The organism is Listeria farberi (assembly GCF_014229245.1).
In the GTDB taxonomy this organism is placed as follows: Bacteria; Bacillota; Bacilli; order Lactobacillales; family Listeriaceae; genus Listeria; species Listeria farberi.
On record NZ_JAARZJ010000005.1, the window covers coordinates 113,087 to 129,339 of the forward strand.

Sequence of the window (16,253 nt, forward strand, 5' to 3'; positions counted from 1 at the left end):
GAGGACAAAAAAATGAGTTCAGAGAGAAGTTTATCTAGTCGATTTATTGAAGGATTATCAATTTTTGCCCAAAAAATTTCATCCCAAAAGCATATCATGGCAATTCGTGATGGCTTTGCAGCGATGATTCCGATTACGATTATTGCAGCATTTTTCTTACTTGTAAATAATGTGTTGCTTCAACCAGAAAACGGTCTGCTTAAATTCATTCCCAATGTAGAAAATTATTTGGGTGTAGGTATTCAAGTCTATAATGCAACACTTGGTATCATGGCGATTTTAGCAGCGTTCTTAATTGGTAACTTTTTAGCTAAATCATACGGAATGGAAGGTCGTACGGAAGGGGTTATAGCCGTAGCTGCCTATGTTGTCTTAATCCCAGCTTCTTCTCATTTAATGTCTGTTGACGGAAAATCCTTTGAAGCTGGCGGCGTTTTAACACAAGAAATGACAAGTTCAACGGGTATGTTCCTTGCGATTATCGCTGCTTTAGTCAGTATCACCATGCTTGCAAAATTCTCGAAAAGTAAAAAATTAAAAATTTCTATGCCAGAAAGTGTTCCACCAGCAATTGCAAAATCATTTAACATTTTAATTCCATCATTCTTAGTGCTAAGTATTTTAGCAATTATTGAAGTACTTGTAGTTAGTTTTGTATCAATGAGTATCCCAGAAATTATCGTAAAAGTTCTACAAATTCCATTAGTTGGTGGGTTCCAAACGTTACCAGGAATTCTACTTTATGTATTCTTAGCGGGATTCTTATGGGTCTTCGGTATTCACGGCGCGTTCGTATTAGGCGCGATTTCTGGACCAGTTCTTTTAACTTCTTTACAACAAAACATTGATGCGGTGAATGCAGGAACAACTTTACCGAACATCGTTACCCAACCATTTTTAGATGCTTTTGTATACATGGGTGGTGGCGGAACAATTATTTGTTTAGTTATCGCGATTTTCATTGCCTCAAAACGACCAGATCATCGCATGGTAACAAAATTTGGCTTAATCCCTAGTATTTTCAATGTCAGTGAACCACTTATGTTCGGTTTGCCAGTTGTATTCAACCCGATTTACGGTATTCCACTAGTTATCGCACCACTAGCTTCAACGGCAATGGCGTACTTCGCAACTTCATGGGGCTGGATTAGCCAGACTTATATTTTGATTCCTTGGGTAACGCCACCAGTACTTTCAGGGTATCTTGCAACAGGTGGGGACATTCGCGCTTCCATTTTACAAATCGCAATTATCGTCGTTGGAACGCTTATTTACTTACCATTTGTACTTGTAGCTAACCGTGCATATGTTTTAGAACAAAAAGCTGCTGAAAACATAGAAGCAGAAACAGTAACGAATGGAGAAGTTTAAAATGAAACCAACAATGATGACTTATATTAACGAAGAAGAAGGAATGTGTAAATCGATTTTAGCAGATTTCCAAACGAATGCAGAAAAACTAGAATCTCTTGTAAAAAAAGGCGCAAAAGAATGGTTGATTTTAGCAACTGGATCAAGTTTGAATGCAGCTCAAAGCGCCAAATATTACATTGAAAATCTAGCAGATGTCCGTATTACAATTGAAGAACCATTCAATCATCTATATTACGAAAAATTATCAAGTCACCTAGATTTAGTTATCGGTATTTCGCAAAGTGGGCAAAGCACGTCGACCATTTCCGCGCTAGAACGTGTGAAAAAAGAAGCTTCTGTACCAGTAGTGGCTCTAACTAGTGATGTAACGAGTGAAATTGCTGAATTTGCGGATATTACACTTGATATTGGCTGTGGAAAAGAACGAGTTGGCTACGTAACAAAAGGTTTTACAGCAACTGTGCTAACATTAATGCTAACAGGACTTCATTTCGCATATAAAACAGCGCAAATTGATGTAACTCGGTTTAACAGTGAAATCAAAGCATTTAGCCTAGCAACTGATGCGATTCCAGCAACAATTGCAGGTACAGAAGCATTTTATGAAAAATGGCAAGAAGAGTTTGCTACTGCACCGAAGTTCACAGCAATTGGATATGGTCCTACTGTTGGAACATGCAAAGAATTTGAAACAAAATTCTCAGAAACTGTCCGTGTACCGTCACAAGGACTTGATTTAGAGGCTTTTATGCACGGGCCATATTTAGAAGTTAACCCGCAACATAGAATCTTCTTCTTAGAGACAGAGAGCGCAGTTACCGAGCGTTTAGTATTGTTACGTGATTATGAATCTAAGTATACCCCGTTTACGTATACTATTAAATTTGGCACTGCTGAAAATGACCGAACGCTGGGGATACCAGCAGATTTAGACGAATACCAAGCGCCGTTCCTAATGATACTCCCTTTTCAAATCTTAGCTCATCACATTGCAGAGTTGAAAGGGAACAAATTAACAGAACGGATCTACACAGACTTTGGTGTAGCAATGAAAAGTAAAACAAAACCTGGAGACTACGCTTAAAAATACTAATAGACTGGAAAAACCAAAGGAGAAACGGTTTTTTCAGTCTTTTTTGACTATAACTCATAAAATTACGGCAATAACTGAGCTAACCAAATATCCATTTAGAAAAGAAATTAATTGTTAAAAATTGATAAATAAGTCACAAGTCTGATACAAGGAGAGTTAACTTGTGGTAAAATGAACTTTGACTTTTAAAAAAAGAAAAGGAAGTGAGTGCCTGGTGGATTTTATTACGTACATCATTGATTTTATTTTGCATATTGACCAACATTTAGTGGAGATTATAAATAATTTTGGAATTTGGACTTACATCATTTTGTTTTTGATTGTTTTCATAGAAACTGGTCTAGTAGTATTTCCGTTTTTACCAGGAGATTCATTACTATTCGCCGCGGGAGCTTTATCCGTATTGGATGGTTCAATTTTACATATTGTGCCTCTAATTATCACACTTTGGTTAGCTGCAGTCATTGGGGATTCAGTGAACTATCAAATCGGTAAAAAAATTGGAACTTCCATACCAGAAGACAGTTGGTTTGGGAGATTAATAAATCAAGAAAAAATGGCAAAAGCAGAGGCGTTTTTCAATAAACATGGTGGGAAAACAATTTTCATTGCTAGATTTATGCCGTTCATTCGTACATTTGCACCGTTTGTTGCAGGAGCAAGTCGGATGAATTATCGCTATTTCATCAATTATAATATTTTAGGAGCCACTGTTTGGGTTCTGCTTTGTACACTTGCAGGCTACTTTTTTGGGAATTTCCCAATCGTTAAAGACAACTTCTCATTAGTTGTGATCGGAATCATTGTAGTTTCGGTAATTCCAATGGTTGTTTCCTTTATTAGAAGTAAGATGGCTCAAAAAAACGCGGATTAATTTCCGTGTTTTTTTATTTCCCGGGAAATGTATAAATGATAAGTTTTGGGGTAATTGTTTAGGAAGAGGTGATAGAAATGGAAAATGTTTTAAATATTACATCCGAAATTGGTAAACTGCAGACGGTCCTTGTAAAAAGACCAGGTTCTGAGTTGGAAAATATCACGCCAGAATATCTAGAGTCGTTGTTATTCGATGACATACCTTACTTAAAAATGATGCAAAAAGAACATGACTTCTTTGTCAAAACGATGCAAGACTCGAATATTGAAGTGCTCTACTTAGAAAAATTAGCAGCAGAAGCTTTAAAAGAAGCTAGTAATAAAGAACATTTTTTAACGAAAATGATTAAAGAATCTAATCAAATGGATGAGAGTGCTCTCTATGTACATGATTATTTGATGTCTTTTGATGAAGAAGAAATGATTCGAAAACTTATGTCCGGATTGAAAAAATCAGAAATTCCAGAACGTAAAAAGAAACATTTAAATGAAATGATGGACGAACAATATCCGTTTTTCTTGGATCCGTTACCTAATTTATATTTTACACGTGATCCGGCTGCAGTCATTGGCAGTGGTGTAACAATTAACAAAATGTTCCAACCTGCAAGAAGACGAGAGTCGCTATTTATTGAGCTTATTTTAAAACATCATCCTCGTTTTAGTAGTCAAGAAATCCCGATATGGTCTGGTCGAGAAGAGCCTTTTCCATTAGAGGGCGGAGATGAGCTTGTATTGAATGAGGAAACGGTTCTCGTTGGTGTTTCTGAGCGAACTGATGCGCGTGCGGTTGAACGGCTAGCAGAAAGTTTATTTAGTCGCGCTCCAAAAATCAAGCGAGTACTGGCAGCTGAAATACCAGAAACAAGATCATTTATGCATTTAGATACCGTTTTTACAATGGTCAATTTTGCACAGTTTACAATTCACCCTGCTATTCAAAACCAGCAAGGCGAACTAAATGTCTATATTTTAGAAAAAAGTGAAAACGGGCTAGAAATCACTCCGCGTAGAGATTTTAAGCGTGTAATTGCCGAAGTTCTAGGAGTGCCAGAAGTTGATTTTATTCCTTGTGGCGGAGAAGATGTGATTGTTTCAGCGAGAGAGCAATGGAATGATGGCGCTAATACGCTTGCAATTGCCCCGGGAGAAGTAATTACATATGATCGAAATCATGTATCAAATGATCTTTTAAGAAAGGCTGGTATTAAGGTTCATGAAGTAATTAGCTCAGAGCTTTCTAGGGGGCGCGGAGGTCCTAGATGTATGACAATGCCGATAACTAGGGAAAATTTAAAATAAGCCTTGAAAAACTGGTGATTCTCGCTAAAACACGACTTTCACAAAAAGTATTGTCGCTGTTTTTAAGATATGCTATAGTGTTTTCAAACCAGAAATTTTCGAGAAATATCTTGCTGGTTAGTTTGCGCTATGATATAATATTTTATTGTGAGTAATTATAAATTATTCCTTGCTCGCTCTTGATTTTAAGGCTTGCTAAAGGCAGTCTTAATTTCAGGGATATGGTGTGATTACATACCTTATCAGAGCCGCTTAAGACCACAAGGAGGTGTAGAGTAGATGGCTAGAAAGTACGAAATTATGTACATTATTCGCCCTAATATTGAAGAAGATGAGAAAAAAGCTGTTGTTGAACGCTTTGACGGAATCTTAACTGAAAATGGCGCGGAGATCATCGAATCAAAAGAATGGGGTAAACGTCGCTTAGCATACGAAATCAATGACTATCGTGATGGTTTTTACCACATCGTGAAATTGAATGCTGATAAAGCAGATTCTATCAACGAATTTGACCGTTTAGCAAAAATTTCTGATGATATCGTTCGTCACATGGTAATTAAAGAAGAAGCATAAGAATTTATTCAGGGCTAGGACCTTGATTTACTAAACGAGAGGAGGTTGGTTTTGCATGATGAATCGTGTAGTACTTGTAGGACGCTTAACAAAAGATCCTGAATTACGTTACACTCCAGCTGGTGTGGCCGTTGCGACTTTTACTTTAGCTGTAAATCGTACGTTCACTAACCAACAGGGAGAACGAGAAGCTGACTTTATTAATTGTGTTGTTTGGCGTAAACCAGCAGAAAACGTTGCTAATTTCCTGAAGAAGGGAAGTATGGCAGGGGTTGATGGCCGGGTTCAAACTCGTAATTACGAGGGAAACGATGGTAAACGTGTTTATGTGACAGAAATTGTAGCTGAGAGTGTTCAATTCCTTGAGCCGCGCAATGCTAATGGCGGTGGCGGAAATAATAACTATCAAGGCGGAAATAACAACAATAATTATAATAACGGTGGAAATAACTTCGGACAAGCACCTACTAATAACGGTGGATTCGGACAGGACCAGCAACAATCTCAAAATCAAAATTATCAATCCACTAACAATGATCCTTTTGCAAGTGATGGTAAGCCAATCGACATTTCTGATGACGATTTACCATTCTAAATTCATTTTAGCGGTTTGAACTTTAAGATAGGAGGAACTTTCAATGGCTGGAGGACGCAGAGGCGGACGCCGTCGGAAAAAAGTATGTTACTTTACTTCCAATGGTATTACGCATATCGACTATAAAGATGTAGAACTTCTAAAAAAATTCGTTTCCGAACGTGGTAAAATTTTACCTCGTCGTGTAACTGGAACGAGCGCTAAATATCAACGTAAACTTACTGTTGCTATCAAACGCTCTCGCCAAATGGCTTTACTACCATTTGTTGCTGAAGAAAAATAAGTTAATTTTAACAGTCTAGAATTCATTTCTAGACTGTTTTTTGTTAAAAGGAAGACTTTATGTGGAGAAAACTTAGGGCTTAAGGTGGACGTTAAGCAGCTTGCTTTTATGTTATTCTTAAATAGAAGAAAAAAATGCACAGGGGGAAACAAAATGTATAAAAAAATAGCGACAGTAGGGATGACAGTTTTACTAGTAGGTGCTTTGTCGGCATGTAGTTTTGGAGATGATGATAAGGATACTTCTTCATCTAATGGCAGTAACGAAACAACAAGTAGTAAAAGCAGTAGTAATGATAGTAATTCAACAGATAGCCTGCAAAACAAAAGCTTTGATATGAGTTATGAAGACGCAGTAAAGGCATTCCAAGACAAACATACGGATGCAGAAATATCTAGCGTTGAATTAGAGAAAAGCCTGGGAAAATATGTTTATACTGTTGATGGAATTTCAAATGACAATGAATATGAAATGAAATTCAATGCTGAAACAAAAGAACAGTTGAGTGATGAAACAGATAAGCTTGATAAAGAAGATGCTGGTGGTGCTGAAAAAGAAAACGAAAAACTTACTTTAGATGGGATTAAGTCACCGAAAGAAGCAATGGATAAAGCAATTAATCAACAAGCTGGCGACGTTACAAGTTGGAACATAGAGCGGGAATTAGATACCACATATTATGAAGTAACAGTAAAACAAGACAACCAAAAATACGATATCAAACTAAATGCTAAGACATTAGAAGTCCTTCAAACAGAGCAAGACGATTAATTAAGCAAAAAGCAACCTGTGATTATTCTTTCATAGGTTGCTTTTTTTATGAATATTATTACTAAAATTAAGAATTAATATGGGTCTTTAATCCTGTTAATAGGTTCTTTTTACACGTTTGAAAATTCTGAAATGTATCCAAAAAATTGCTGATTTGACCATTTTTAAGTCGTTCATGACAAGAATCGGACATTTCATTACATTTTTGGTTATAATGACTAAATTCGTTGTAAAATGTTAGTGGAGGTGAATTAGTTGAGTAATTTTACCGCAAAAGTACCTTTGTCAGAAAAAATGGCGGATGTTTTGATTTCAAAAGATCGCTGGAAAGATGACGAAGAAGGTTATTTAAAAGTAAAATATGGGCTAGAGATAATTTTAATTAATGTCATGAAGTTTGCAATCGTATACGGTATTGCCTTAGTAACAGGGTTATTACTGCAAACGGTGACAGTGCATCTGTCATATTTATGGCTCAGACGGTATTCTTTTGGATTACACGCAACCAAAACATTGAATTGTACACTAATTAGCTTAACAATGTTTGTGCTTGCGCCTTTTATTTTCCAAAATTTGCCCTCTAATAATTGGATTGTTTTAGGCACATTTGCATTTATACTACTCAACATGTTTTTATTCGCTCCGGCAGACACAGAAAGTTTGCCTTTAATCGGTGAAGAACACCGAAAAAAACTAAAAAGAAAAGCGATGATAGGGACGCTAATTTTAACGGGAATTGCGTTACTAATACCATTCGCAGAGATGAAAACATTAATCATGGTAGGATCTTTGTTTCAGGTGATAAGTATTAATCCACTTACTTACAAACTATTGAAAAGGAGGTATCGGAACTATGAAAAATATGAATAAATCAGTTGGTAAATTCCTTTCTAGAAAGCTAGAAGAACAATCCATGAAAGTTGCGGATTCTTCTATGAGTAAAGCTTGTTTCATGTTTGTATACGAACCAAAAAGTCCATTTGTAAAAATGCAAGAAAAAAACGAAAATAAATAAATTTAAAACTGTATAACATCAAAATTCATGCTAAAATAAAAAGAAGGCAAACTTACATATTTAAACATAGATATTTTAGACAGTGGAGGATTAATATGTTTAGTATTTTGATGGCAATTATACAGATAACGGGTATTTTTATAGCAATCCAGATTTTGACAAACAAAGTTTTTTCAATTAAAGAGGGATTGGTTACTATAGCAATTGCTATGCTAGCCTTCCCTTTATTTACATTAGTTCAATACTGGTCGATGATTTTTGTGTTGATAATTTTTGTAAGTGCCCTATATTGGAAAAATAAAAATGTGGTAGTTTCAGGTTCTATTACGCTTGTGGTTATTATTTTGCTTACTATCAGTGATTCTATAGTAGGTTTTATTTTAGTACCAGGCTTGAACTTTAAATATGATGAGATTTTTAATGAATTATTACCAACGCTAATTTATTGCGCGGGAATGTTGGCAAATTTGTTAGTATTTTCGTTTCTTCTTAGAAAACTGGTTGAAAAAGTTAACATTTCTAGATTTGTTGAACATAGAAAATATGCGTATATTATTTTTTCTATCGTGGCGCTTACTGTATTAGCGTTCTATATGAATATATACGCGGGGTCAATTGCAGGTTTCGATGGTTCAGTTTTGAAAATTAATACACTAATTTTTACAGGATACACCATTTTGCTAATAGTTATTGTGACGGTTGTTATTAATACAGCAACCAACGAACTTAAAGTACAAAATCAGAAGGAACAGCTAGAACAGTTACAGGATTATGTTACTACATTAGAGTCCCTGCATAGAGAAATGCGCGTTTTTCGTCATGATTATGTGAATATCCTATCAACGCTTATTGGATATATCGATAATAATGATATGCCGGGTTTGAAGTATTACTTTGAAAATAATATTGTACCTATAAATAAAACAATTGAATCGAATAACTATAAGATTTCACTGCTTCAAAATATTCATGTAATTGAACTAAAGGGCTTATTGGCAGTTAAGTTAATACGAGCTCAAGAGTTGAAAATTGATGCGATTTTGGAAGTTGTTGAACCGATTGATAAAATTTCGATGGATATTATAGATTTGTGTAAAGTTGTTGGAATATTGCTAGACAATGCTGTTGAAGCAGCGCTAACTTGCGAAAATCCAGTTATTCGTATCGCTTTCGTGAAAAAAGGTGATAGCATAATTATTGTGTTTGCGAATAGTTTACCTGTAAATATGCCACCAATTTATAAAATATTTGAAGAAGGTTTTTCCACAAAAGGAGAAGGTCGGGGTTTAGGCCTTGCTAGTTTGCGGGAGATTATGAAAAAATATTCGCATGTTGCCTTAGACACAAAAGTGACTAATAGAGAAGTTATTCAAGAATTAGAAATTATGTAGAAGAATGGGGATGAGTTTATGCTACCGGTTTTTATTTGTGAAGATAACAGAATGCAGCGAGAAAGGTTAACAAAATATATTGAAGACTATATAATGGTTGAACATTTTGATATGAAGTTAGAGCTTTCAACAGGAGATCCATTTGAGTTAGTGTCACGAATGCCTAGACATCAAGGTATGGGATTGTATTTTCTAGATATTGATTTAGGACAACCGGACATGAATGGCTTTGAATTAGCTCAAGAAATTCGGAAATTCGATCCGCGTGGTTTCATTATTTTCATTACAACACATGCGGAACTAAGCTATATGACTTTTACGTATAAGGTGGAAGCGCTTGATTATATTATTAAAGATGATATTGATATGTTGCAAGATCGTGTCTTAGCTTGTATGAAGCAAGCTGAAGAACGTATTTCTAATGACCAAGATATGCAGAAGTACTTTACCTTTAAAGTTTCAGATAAAAAGATTATTCATGAACTTTTAGACGATATTTTGTTTTTCGAAACAGCTCCTACAATTCATAAAGTAATTTTACATGGCAAAAATCGCCAAGTGGAGTTTTATGGTAAGCTGAAAAGCATTGAGAAAATGTTGGATGAATCCTTTTATAGATGCCATCGCTCGTATATTGTGAACAAGAAAAATATTCATGAATTAGATACAACAAAAGGCGTGGTGAAGATGTCTAACGGAGAAAATTGTTATGCATCATCGAAACTAATTAAAAGCTTGAGTTTATAAAAGTGGCCTTCTAGGTCGCTTTTTTTGTATGAAGGTTAGCTTGAATTTGATGAAACACGGAATTATAGGTAAAATAATAGTGATGAATTGTTAGTTAATTTTATGTTATGATATAGATACTCAATTTCAGACAAAAGTATGTAAAAAAATGGGGAGCTGGATGAAATGTCAGGCTATTTTCAAAAACGAATGCTTAAATATCCATTATACGGTCTGATTGCAGCGACAATTATTTTGAGCGTAATCACGTTCTTTTTTTCGTGGTGGTTATCGGCGTTAATTGTTGTTGGTGGAATTATTCTTACAGTTGCGATGTTTTATTTTGAATATCGCCTGAATGAGGACGTTCAACTATATGTTTCTAATTTAACGTACCGGATTAAGCGTAGTGAAGAAGAAGCGCTTGTAGAAATGCCGATGGGAATATTGCTGTATGATGAACATTATAAAATCGAATGGGTTAATCCGTTCATGTCTAAATACTTTGATAAAACAGAGCTAATCGGGGAGTCTTTAGAAGAAGTGGGACCTGAATTTTTGGATGTAATTACTGGAAATGATGAAAAGGGAATTATGTCGATTGCTTGGCGTGATCATCGTTTTGATACGATTGTTAAGCGTAAAGAGCGGATTTTGTATCTATACGACCGAACAGAGTACTATGATTTGAATAAGAAATTCCAAGCGAATAAATCTGTTTTCGCGGTTATTTTCTTAGATAATTATGATGAATGGGCGCAAGGAATGGATGACAGACGACGTAGTGCATTAAATAACTTAGTGACTTCCATGTTGACTAACTGGGCCAGGGAGCACCGTATTTATTTGAAGCGAATTTCGACAGATCGCTTTATGGCTTTTTTGACTGAAGAAATGTTGAAGCAATTAGAGGAAGAGAAGTTTCAAATTTTGGACCGAATTCGTGAGCGGACGTCAAAACAAAATATTCCGCTGACTTTAAGTATTGGGATTGGCTATAAGGAAGATGATTTGATTAAGTTAGCAGATTTGGCTCAGTCAAGCTTGGACCTTGCTCTAGGGCGAGGCGGAGATCAGGTCGTAATTAAACAGCCTGAAGGAAAAGTTAGATTTTATGGTGGAAAAACGAACCCGATGGAAAAACGGACTCGAGTTCGGGCACGCGTGATCTCGCAAGCCTTACAAGAACTGATTACGCAAAGTGATCAAGTTTTTGTTATGGGACACCGCTATCCAGATATGGACGTAATTGGGTCAAGCTTAGGTGTAATGCGAATTGCTGAAATGAACAACCGGAATGCTTATGTGGTTGTTGAACCTGGCAAAATGAGCCCTGATGTGAAGCGGCTAATGAATGAAATTGAAGAATATCCAAATGTGATTAAAAATATTGTGACGCCGCAAGTCGCACTGGAAAATATCACAGAAAAGAGTTTGCTTGTCGTAGTTGATACGCACAAACCTTCGATGGTTATTAATAAGGAACTGCTTGATTCTGCTACGAATGTGGTTGTTGTCGATCATCACCGTCGTTCAGAGGAATTTGTTGGTAATCCGGTTCTGGTTTATATCGAGCCATATGCGTCATCTACGGCCGAGCTGATTACGGAGCTATTTGAGTACCAACCTGACTTAGAGCAAGTTGGGAAAATTGAAGCGACGGCACTCCTTTCCGGAATTGTCGTTGATACGAAAAACTTTACACTTCGGACTGGGTCGCGCACGTTTGATGCGGCTAGTTATCTACGGTCGCTTGGTGCGGATACGATTTTAGTGCAGCAATTTTTGAAAGAAGATATTACTACTTTTACTCAGCGGAGTCGTTTAGTGGAGTCGCTTGAAATTTATCATGATGGAATGGCGATTGCAGCTGGGCGTGAAGACGAGGAATTTGGTACGGTCATTGCAGCACAGGCTGCAGATACAATGCTTTCGATGGAAGGCGTGCAAGCATCCTTCGTTATTACGCTACGTCCGGATAAATTAATCGGGATTAGTGCGCGGTCGCTTGGACAAATCAATGTGCAAGTCATTATGGAAAAACTAGGCGGTGGCGGACATTTATCGAATGCGGCCACACAGCTTAAAGATGTTACAATTGCAGAAGCAGAAAAACAATTAATTAGCGCCATTGATGCGTATTGGAAGGGAGAAACATAATTATGAAAGTTATTTTCTTAAAAGACGTTAAAGGTAAAGGTAAAAAAGGTGAAACAAAAAATGTTGCAGATGGTTATGCAAACAATTTTTTAATTAAAAATGGTTACGCGGTCGAAGCTAGCAATGCGGCTTTAAGCACACTTTCAGCTCAAAAGAAAAAAGAAGATAAATTAGCTGCCGAAGAATTAGCTGAGGCAAAAGCTTTGAAAGAAAAAATGGAAAAATTAACAGTGGAATTAAAAGCGAAATCTGGTGAAGGCGGTAGATTGTTTGGTTCCATTACATCTAAACAAATTGCTCAAACACTTGAAAAAACGCATGGTATTAAGGTAGATAAACGCAAAATGGATCTACCAGAAGCAATTCGAGCTTTAGGACATACGAAGGTGCCTGTGAAGCTGCACCATGAAGTAACGGCAACACTTGATGTACATGTCAGTGAAGAATAATTTTTCTTAAGGGAGCGTAAGACAGTGGATAATAATTTCCAGGACAGAACACCACCACAAAATATTGAAGCCGAACAAGCTGTACTGGGCGCGATATTTCTTGAGCCAAATGCGCTGATTACTGCTTCTGAAATTTTAATGCCGGATGATTTTTATCGAACTGGTCACCAAATCATTTTCGAAACGATGCTTGATTTGAACGACCACGGGAAGGCTGTCGATGTTTTAACAGTATATGAGGCGCTTGCTGCCAAGGGTAATTTAGAAGATGCGGGCGGTTTGCCTTATTTGACGGAATTATCCGGTGCTGTACCGACTGCGGCTAACTTGGAATACTATGCCCATATTATCGAGGACAAGGCGCTTCTCAGACGTTTAATTAGAACTGCTACCCAAATTGCCACAGATGGATATTCGCGCGAAGACGAGCTCGATATGCTTATGGACGAAGCGGAAAAGAGTATCTTGGAAGTTTCGCAACGTAAAAATGTCGGAGCTTTCAAGAATATTAAAGACGTTCTTGTTAAAACATATGATGATATTGAGATTTTGCACAATCGTAAAGGTGATATTACTGGAATTCCGACTGGATTTAATGAGTTGGATAAAATGACAGCTGGTTTTCAGCGGAATGATTTAATTATTGTTGCGGCGCGTCCTTCTGTTGGTAAAACGGCATTCGCCTTAAATATCGCGCAAAATGTTGCGACAAAAACAGACGAGAATGTTGCTATCTTTAGTTTGGAAATGGGTGCGGAACAACTTGTCATGCGGATGCTTTGTGCGGAAGGTAATATTAATGCGCAGAATTTACGGACAGGTGCTTTAACGAGCGATGATTGGCAAAAGCTGACAATTGCGATGGGTACACTTTCTAATTCTGGGATTTATATTGATGATACGCCAGGTGTTCGGGTGAATGAGATTCGTTCCAAGTGCCGCCGTTTAAAACAAGAAACTGGTCTTGGTATGATTGTGATTGATTATCTGCAACTTATTGCTGGGAGCGGTCGTGGCGGCGAAAATAGGCAACAAGAGGTTTCTGAGATTTCTCGGTCGTTAAAAGCTTTGGCGCGGGAACTTGAAGTACCAGTAATCGCCCTTTCACAGTTGTCTCGTAGTGTGGAGCAACGCCAAGATAAACGACCAATGATGTCAGATATTCGTGAATCGGGTTCGATTGAGCAAGATGCGGATATTGTAGCCTTTTTATACCGGGAAGATTACTATGACCGGGAAGGTGAAAATGACGGTACGATTGAGATTATTATTGCAAAACAACGTAACGGTCCGGTCGGTGATGTGAAATTAGCCTTTGTAAAAGAATACAATAAGTTTGTGAATTTAGAAGTGCGTTACGACGACGCAATGGCTTAATAAGGAAACCTTGTGAAATTCTAATTAGATTTGGAGTTCGCAAGGTTTTTATTTTACGCAAAAAGGTATCGTATTACTAAAAATGCACTTTGGTTTTCTATTAAAATGTTTAAAAAAGCGAACGATAAAATTACCTTACAAATCAATGTTCGTAAATCCATTGACTATTTTAGTGGCAAACGGTACAATGTATAGTGGAAAATGAAGAGGCTATGAAAAAATCATAGCTATCAAAGACCAATTAAATGAGGTGTTTAAATGTCTTCAGTTGTTGTTGTAGGAACACAGTGGGGCGATGAAGGAAAAGGGAAGATTACGGATTTTCTTTCCGAGAATGCAGAAGCGATTGCTAGATATCAAGGTGGAAACAATGCGGGTCATACAATTAAGTTTGATGGCGTAACTTACAAATTGCACTTAATTCCATCAGGTATCTTTTACAAAGAAAAAATTAGTGTTATTGGTAACGGTATGGTTGTTGATCCAAAAGCTTTAGTGGAGGAATTAAAATATCTTCATGACAAAGGCGTGGATACTTCTAATTTGCGTATTTCTAACCGCGCGCACATTATTTTACCGTATCACATTCGCATTGATGAAGCTGACGAAGAACGTAAAGGCGCAAACAAAATCGGTACAACGAAAAAAGGTATCGGGCCAGCGTACATGGATAAAGCAGCTCGTGTTGGTATTCGTATTATCGATTTACTCGATAAAGAAACTTTTAAAGAAAAATTAGAGCATAATCTTGGTGAGAAAAACCGTTTACTAGAACGTTTTTATGAGCTGGAAGGCTTTAAACTAGAAGATATTTTAGACGAGTATTACGAATATGGTCAACAATTTAAAGACTATGTTTGTGATACGTCAGTTGTTTTAAATGATGCATTAGATGACGGCAAACGTGTATTATTTGAAGGTGCACAAGGGGTTATGCTTGATATTGATCAAGGAACATATCCGTTTGTAACTTCAAGTAACCCAATTGCTGGTGGTGTAACTATCGGTAGCGGTGTTGGTCCTTCAAAAATCAACCATGTTGTTGGTGTGGCTAAAGCTTATACAACACGTGTTGGAGATGGTCCTTTCCCAACAGAATTATTTGATTCTATCGGGGACACTATTCGTGAAGTTGGCCATGAGTACGGTACAACGACTGGTCGTCCGCGTCGTGTAGGTTGGTTTGATAGTGTGGTTGTTCGTCATGCTCGTCGTGTAAGTGGACTAACGGATTTGTCGTTAACTCTACTAGACGTTTTGACTGGAATTAAAACACTTAAAATCTGTGTAGCTTATAAATTAGATGGAAAAACAATTTCAGAGTTCCCAGCAAGTTTGAAAGACTTAGCTCGTTGCGAACCTGTTTATGAAGAACTTCCAGGTTGGACAGAAGATATTACTGGGGTTACATCATTAGATGATCTGCCAGTAAATTGTCGTCATTATATGGAACGTATTGCACAGCTTACTGGTGTACAAGTTTCCATGTTTTCTGTTGGTCCTGATCGCGCTCAAACGCATGTCGTAAAAAGTGTTTGGCGTCTAGCTTAATAATAATTCTAAAAGCTTTTTGAGGAGTTTTCCTCAAGAAGCTTTTTTGTATTCAAATTCTAGGAGTATAAAAATAACAGCATTTCCCCCAAGAAAAGAGAACTTATAAATCTGTAAAAAACAACATTTCATATGATTGAAGTTTAAAAATATATCATCGAAGAGTTTGTTTGTGAAAAAATACTCTTTTCAATAGAGTGAGCAATCCAAAAAACGTTTATTATCAGTGTTTTAGTGGGTGTATTTTCACTTTTTTGTCACATTTTATTTTGTGAATTCATGATATAATTTTAATGTGATATCTTATTCACAATAGAAAATAAGAGGAGATGAAGTGAATGTCAGGTCAAATTCGTATGAGTCCAAACGAACTACGCGATCGTGCAAAAACTTATGGTCAAAGTGGTCGAGATATTGAGGATATTTTAAGTCGTTTAAGCCAACTACAAGATCAACTACGTAGCGAATGGGAAGGTCAAGCTTTTATGCGTTTTGATGAGCAATTTGAACAATTAAAACCAAAAGTAACTGAATTCGCAAACTTAATGGATCAAATTAATGATCAACTTGAGAAGACAGCAAATGCAGTAGAAGAGCACGATCAACAACTTTCTCAAAACTTTGGATTCTAAAAATTATTCAACAGTGAAGCATACATACAAATATCGTTGGATGCTTTACGAAAAGCCATGCAGTTTTTTGCATGGCTTTTTCTAA

At 36.7% G+C, this 16,253-nt stretch carries 17 protein-coding genes; all 17 read left to right on the top strand.

From position 1 onward, the window contains the following. Nucleotides 1–12: 12 nt before the first annotated feature. On the top strand, nt 13–1,371 hold the full coding sequence (locus HCB45_RS06090; protein ID WP_185619245.1) for a PTS sugar transporter subunit IIC: 1,359 nt from the start codon (nt 13–15) through the stop codon (nt 1,369–1,371). Nucleotide 1,372: 1 nt separating this feature from the next. Further along, nucleotides 1,373–2,458, top strand: coding sequence for a glutamine--fructose-6-phosphate aminotransferase (locus HCB45_RS06095; protein ID WP_185619247.1), 1,086 nt, complete (start codon nt 1,373–1,375; stop codon nt 2,456–2,458). A 223-nt stretch (nt 2,459–2,681) separates the two neighbouring features. After that, the gene (locus tag HCB45_RS06100; RefSeq protein WP_185319585.1) at nt 2,682–3,341 is read left to right on the top strand and encodes a DedA family protein; all 660 of its coding nucleotides are present in this window, start codon (nt 2,682–2,684) and stop codon (nt 3,339–3,341) included. 71 nt (nt 3,342–3,412) lie between these two features. After that, a complete protein-coding gene (gene arcA, locus HCB45_RS06105) occupies nt 3,413–4,645 on the top strand; it encodes an arginine deiminase (protein WP_185619323.1) in 1,233 nt (410 codons plus the stop codon). Nucleotides 4,646–4,924: 279 nt separating this feature from the next. Continuing rightward, nucleotides 4,925–5,218 (top strand): 30S ribosomal protein S6, encoded by a 294-nt coding sequence (gene rpsF / locus HCB45_RS06110; RefSeq protein WP_003718123.1) that lies wholly within the window; start codon nt 4,925–4,927, stop codon nt 5,216–5,218. A gap of 55 nt (nt 5,219–5,273) precedes the next feature. Beyond that, nucleotides 5,274–5,813 (top strand): single-stranded DNA-binding protein, encoded by a 540-nt coding sequence (ssb, locus tag HCB45_RS06115; RefSeq protein WP_185319584.1) that lies wholly within the window; start codon nt 5,274–5,276, stop codon nt 5,811–5,813. Nucleotides 5,814–5,856: 43 nt separating this feature from the next. After that, complete coding sequence (rpsR, locus tag HCB45_RS06120) at nt 5,857–6,096, top strand: 30S ribosomal protein S18 (protein ID WP_003721669.1); 240 nt, start codon at nt 5,857–5,859, stop codon at nt 6,094–6,096. Between the two features lie 153 nt (nt 6,097–6,249). Further along, nucleotides 6,250–6,867: a PepSY domain-containing protein gene (locus HCB45_RS06125; protein WP_185619249.1), complete on the top strand. Its 618-nt coding sequence runs from the start codon at nt 6,250–6,252 to the stop codon at nt 6,865–6,867. A 255-nt stretch (nt 6,868–7,122) separates the two neighbouring features. Further along, nucleotides 7,123–7,737, top strand: a complete 615-nt coding sequence (locus HCB45_RS06130) for an accessory gene regulator ArgB-like protein (protein WP_185319582.1) — start codon at nt 7,123–7,125, stop codon at nt 7,735–7,737. Next, on the top strand, nt 7,721–7,882 hold the full coding sequence (locus tag HCB45_RS06135; RefSeq protein WP_003721672.1) for a cyclic lactone autoinducer peptide: 162 nt from the start codon (nt 7,721–7,723) through the stop codon (nt 7,880–7,882). The genes HCB45_RS06130 and HCB45_RS06135 overlap by 17 nt, the downstream gene beginning before the upstream one ends. A 95-nt stretch (nt 7,883–7,977) precedes the next feature. Then, nucleotides 7,978–9,273, top strand: a complete 1,296-nt coding sequence (locus tag HCB45_RS06140; RefSeq protein WP_185319581.1) for a sensor histidine kinase — start codon at nt 7,978–7,980, stop codon at nt 9,271–9,273. A gap of 18 nt (nt 9,274–9,291) precedes the next feature. Continuing rightward, complete coding sequence (locus tag HCB45_RS06145; protein WP_003764753.1) at nt 9,292–10,020, top strand: LytR/AlgR family response regulator transcription factor; 729 nt, start codon at nt 9,292–9,294, stop codon at nt 10,018–10,020. 165 nt (nt 10,021–10,185) lie between these two features. Next, entirely contained in the window at nt 10,186–12,159 is a 1,974-nt protein-coding gene (gene pdeA, locus HCB45_RS06150) for a cyclic-di-AMP phosphodiesterase PdeA (RefSeq protein ID WP_185319580.1), read from the top strand. A 2-nt stretch (nt 12,160–12,161) separates the two neighbouring features. After that, the gene (gene rplI / locus HCB45_RS06155; protein WP_003772680.1) at nt 12,162–12,608 is read left to right on the top strand and encodes a 50S ribosomal protein L9; all 447 of its coding nucleotides are present in this window, start codon (nt 12,162–12,164) and stop codon (nt 12,606–12,608) included. A 24-nt stretch (nt 12,609–12,632) separates the two neighbouring features. Beyond that, nucleotides 12,633–13,985 (top strand): replicative DNA helicase, encoded by a 1,353-nt coding sequence (dnaB, locus tag HCB45_RS06160; RefSeq protein ID WP_003721677.1) that lies wholly within the window; start codon nt 12,633–12,635, stop codon nt 13,983–13,985. 258 nt (nt 13,986–14,243) lie between these two features. Beyond that, complete coding sequence (locus HCB45_RS06165; RefSeq protein ID WP_185619251.1) at nt 14,244–15,536, top strand: adenylosuccinate synthase; 1,293 nt, start codon at nt 14,244–14,246, stop codon at nt 15,534–15,536. A 338-nt stretch (nt 15,537–15,874) separates the two neighbouring features. Continuing rightward, nucleotides 15,875–16,168: a WXG100 family type VII secretion target gene (locus HCB45_RS06170; protein WP_185319578.1), complete on the top strand. Its 294-nt coding sequence runs from the start codon at nt 15,875–15,877 to the stop codon at nt 16,166–16,168. Nucleotides 16,169–16,253 lie beyond the last annotated feature (85 nt).

Bases quoted from the DNA above. Each gene is read 5' to 3' on its own strand.
- HCB45_RS06170 (WP_185319578.1), top strand. From the start codon at position 15,875: ATGTCAGGTCAAATTCGTATGAGTCCAAACGAACTACGCGATCGTGCA.
- HCB45_RS06145 (WP_003764753.1), top strand. From the start codon at position 9,292: ATGCTACCGGTTTTTATTTGTGAAGATAACAGAATGCAGCGAGAAAGG.
- rplI (WP_003772680.1), top strand. From the start codon at position 12,162: ATGAAAGTTATTTTCTTAAAAGACGTTAAAGGTAAAGGTAAAAAAGGT.
- pdeA (WP_185319580.1), top strand. From the start codon at position 10,186: ATGTCAGGCTATTTTCAAAAACGAATGCTTAAATATCCATTATACGGT.
- HCB45_RS06090 (WP_185619245.1), top strand. From the start codon at position 13: ATGAGTTCAGAGAGAAGTTTATCTAGTCGATTTATTGAAGGATTATCA.
- HCB45_RS06095 (WP_185619247.1), top strand. From the start codon at position 1,373: ATGAAACCAACAATGATGACTTATATTAACGAAGAAGAAGGAATGTGT.
- rpsR (WP_003721669.1), top strand. From the start codon at position 5,857: ATGGCTGGAGGACGCAGAGGCGGACGCCGTCGGAAAAAAGTATGTTAC.
- HCB45_RS06165 (WP_185619251.1), top strand. From the start codon at position 14,244: ATGTCTTCAGTTGTTGTTGTAGGAACACAGTGGGGCGATGAAGGAAAA.
- ssb (WP_185319584.1), top strand. From the start codon at position 5,274: ATGATGAATCGTGTAGTACTTGTAGGACGCTTAACAAAAGATCCTGAA.
- HCB45_RS06140 (WP_185319581.1), top strand. From the start codon at position 7,978: ATGTTTAGTATTTTGATGGCAATTATACAGATAACGGGTATTTTTATA.
- rpsF (WP_003718123.1), top strand. From the start codon at position 4,925: ATGGCTAGAAAGTACGAAATTATGTACATTATTCGCCCTAATATTGAA.
- HCB45_RS06125 (WP_185619249.1), top strand. From the start codon at position 6,250: ATGTATAAAAAAATAGCGACAGTAGGGATGACAGTTTTACTAGTAGGT.
- HCB45_RS06135 (WP_003721672.1), top strand. From the start codon at position 7,721: ATGAAAAATATGAATAAATCAGTTGGTAAATTCCTTTCTAGAAAGCTA.